Origin of the sequence: Bifidobacterium biavatii DSM 23969 (assembly GCF_000741165.1) — a bacterium.
Lineage (GTDB): Bacteria > Actinomycetota > Actinomycetes > Actinomycetales > Bifidobacteriaceae > Bifidobacterium > Bifidobacterium biavatii.
Map to the genome: position 1 here is coordinate 1 of NZ_JGYN01000056.1, position 2834 is coordinate 2834.

Consider the following 2834-nt stretch of genomic DNA (forward strand, 5'->3'; position numbering starts at 1 on the left):
GGCGAAGACCGGATGCGCCGGGCGGTCTGCGCCGACCGCGGGACGCGCCTTCGCGAACAAAAAAATCCGTCATCATAACTCGCATGATGACGGATCGAATGTGGTTCGCGCAAGCCGAACCGGGGTATGTGGTCGAATGGTCGGCAGTTATCCACAACCATCCACATTCCGCCGCGGCGGCTCGAGTGGCCTGTTGCTCTTTGCTGGATTCAATACGACGGGCTTTGACTGCCCCTCAATCAATCACTGCGCAGCAGCTTGTCCTGCAAATTATGGAGGCTACTTGGAGTGGGAGGCGCCGTCGGTACGGTAGAAGCCGCTGCCCTTGAACTCGATCGGCACGGCGGAATACACCTTGCGCACCTGCTCCTCACCGCACTTCGGGCAGACGGTGATCGGGTCGTCGGTGAACGACTGCTGCTCGGTGAAGTCGTAGTTGCAGCTCTTGCAACGGTAATGATACGTAGGCATGATTCTTCCTCCAACAAACGTCTGGAATGCATTCGAATGCACCCGCGGGTGCACGGTATTCAACGGTTTCATATCCTAATCGCCACGCCGACAGGATCGGCCGGCCATGCGGAACCCATCTCGCAGGGCGAATCGCCGCCGTCGTTGTGGCCGCCGTTGTGGGAAATGCGACCGTCAGCCGACGTACCGCAGTTCTTCCGGCGTGAGCACGGCCGTGACCGGAACGTCATGCGGTTCGCGGGGAAGCGGCCCGTTCACGACCTCCCACGGCCAGCACACCGCGGCCACGGTCACGTTCGGGGCGCGATGCTCGAGCGCCCGGTCGTACCAGCCACCGCCGCGGCCGAGCCGCGTGCCGACGAAATCGGCCATCAGCGCCGGAAGGATCACCAGCGACGCCTCGGCCAGCGCGTCCATGCCGAGCGTCTCGCCGTCCGGCTCCTGCGGCCGGCGCGCCCCGCCGGCATCATGCAGGTCGTCCATCGACGGCAGTTCGCCCCAGCCGACGTCCAGGCCACGCCCCAACCTCGGCACGAGCACGCGGCATCCGACGTCCAACAGCCGGCGTAACAGCGCGTCCATCGGAATCTCGCTGCCCATCGACACATATGCAGCGACGGTCTGGCCCGGCCGCAACACGGCGAGCAACGGTTCGGCGACCGCGGCCAACCGTTCGCCGGCGGCCGCGCGATCGGCGGCAGGCACCTGCTTGCGCCGGGCGATGGCCTCGTGGCGCAGCGACTTCTTGTCCGTATTCATGGAAGCGTTCATGCGGGCAGTTGTACCACGCGAATATATCGTCCCGTCGTTCGCCGGCATGAGCCCGCCGCGTGGCACAATAGGGGGCGTGTCAGTGTTCCAGTCCCTGTTCGGCGTGTTCCACCCGGTCACGCCGTCCATCCGCATGCCGTCCGAACTGCCGTCGCCGGCGCTGCTGACGGCGTCCGCGTCCGCAACGTCGCCGGAGCCGTGCCCCGCGTCCGGGCCGGGCCGGATCGACGTCGCAAGCCTGCCGATCAGGCTGCGTCCGCTCACCATGGACGACGAGGACGAGTGGAACAACGTGCGCTGGTGCAACCGCGACTGGCTTGCCCCGTGGGATTCCGGCGATCCGATGCATGGTTCGCCGCTCACGTTCGCCATGTGGATCCAGCGCCAGCGGCAGAGCGAAGCAGCCGGCACCGGCGCGTTGTTTGCGATCGTGCGCAACATGAGCATCGTCGGGCAGATCTCGCTCGGCGCGATCAGTTACGGCGCGATGCGCACCGGCGTGGTCGGGTACTGGGTCGACCAGCGGCAGGCTGGGCACGGGTATGCGCCGCTGGCCGTGGCGATGCTCGCCGACTGGGCGTTCTACGATCCGTCCGGCCCGCGGCTGCACCGGCTGGAGATCGCGCTGCTGCCGGAGAATGCGCGTTCGCGGCGGGTCGTCGAAAAGCTGGGCGCGCATTGCGAGGGCGTGCGGACAGGCTACATGTACATCAACGGCCGGTGGCGGGACCACGAAACGTACAGCCTGCTCGCGGAGGACGCGGAGGGCGAGGGATTCGTCGCACGGCTGCTGCGGCGGAATTCGGACGTTTCGACACGCCCGAACGCAATTTAACGATTTGTGCGCCCGTTCTCCTATTCTTGGGTGCATGAGTTACGAATCGCTGAGTACGATTGTCGTGCTGGTGATCGTGATTATCATCATGGTCGGCTGGCTGCCTGTGCGGACGGCGAAGGGCATGAGAAAAGTGGCGGAGCACCGCGAGGACAAGTATTCGTCGTCGCTCCATCTGGTCGAGATGGACGACGGTACGAGGTTTTCCGATGAACATACGCCGCAGGCGAAAGGGATTATTATGGCAGACCAGACGCGGAACGCGAAGTACACGCCGGAGCATGTCGCTCACGTGCGTCAGTTGCGTCGTGCCGCGATCCGTCGCCGTCGTATTGTCGTCGTGTCTCTGCTAACGATCGCCATAGTGGTGCTCGCGATCTCCTTCCCGCTGCATTTCAGCCCGCTGTTCGCGTTGATTCCCGCCGCCGCCCTGGCCACGGTGCTGGCGCTCGGCGTGCATGCCTCGGCGCAGGCGCGCGAATGGGAACGCAAAGTCGCCGCCGAACGACGCAAGCAGCGCAAGGCCGCGCACGACAAGGCCATGCGGGACGCGCGTGCGGTGGGACGTGCCGCCGCGGCCGCCCAGGTTGGCGCCGGCGATGCACGATCCGATGAGACCGTTCGCAGCGAGACGCGCGGGGACGCGTCGGGGGAGCCCGCAACTGATGTGATGGAGCAGCGTGAGATCCGCCGTGCCCTGCGTGAGGCGCAGGAGGAGCAGGCGCGCGCGCTGGCGGCCCGCGAGGCCCGCCGCGCC

General features: G+C 66.1%; 3 protein-coding genes and 1 pseudogene. 2 read left to right on the forward strand and 2 right to left on the reverse strand.

All coding sequences use genetic code 11. The annotated features are described in order from the left end of the window. Nucleotides 1-279: 279 nt before the first annotated feature. Both BBIA_RS13090 and BBIA_RS13095 read right to left on the reverse strand, forming a co-directional pair. Complete coding sequence (locus tag BBIA_RS13090) at nucleotides 280-471, reverse strand: FmdB family zinc ribbon protein (RefSeq protein ID WP_033493865.1); 192 nt, start codon at nucleotides 469-471, stop codon at nucleotides 280-282. Between the two features lie 174 nt (nucleotides 472-645). Next, entirely contained in the window at nucleotides 646-1242 is a 597-nt protein-coding gene (locus BBIA_RS13095) for a 5-formyltetrahydrofolate cyclo-ligase (protein ID WP_033493867.1), read from the reverse strand. 76 nt (nucleotides 1243-1318) lie between these two features. Between BBIA_RS13095 and BBIA_RS13100 the strand changes: the two genes are divergently transcribed. After that, entirely contained in the window at nucleotides 1319-2077 is a 759-nt protein-coding gene (locus BBIA_RS13100; RefSeq protein WP_033494024.1) for a GNAT family N-acetyltransferase, read from the forward strand. 34 nt (nucleotides 2078-2111) lie between these two features. Continuing rightward, a pseudogene (locus BBIA_RS13105) lies at nucleotides 2112-2834 on the forward strand (hypothetical protein); the annotation flags it as partial.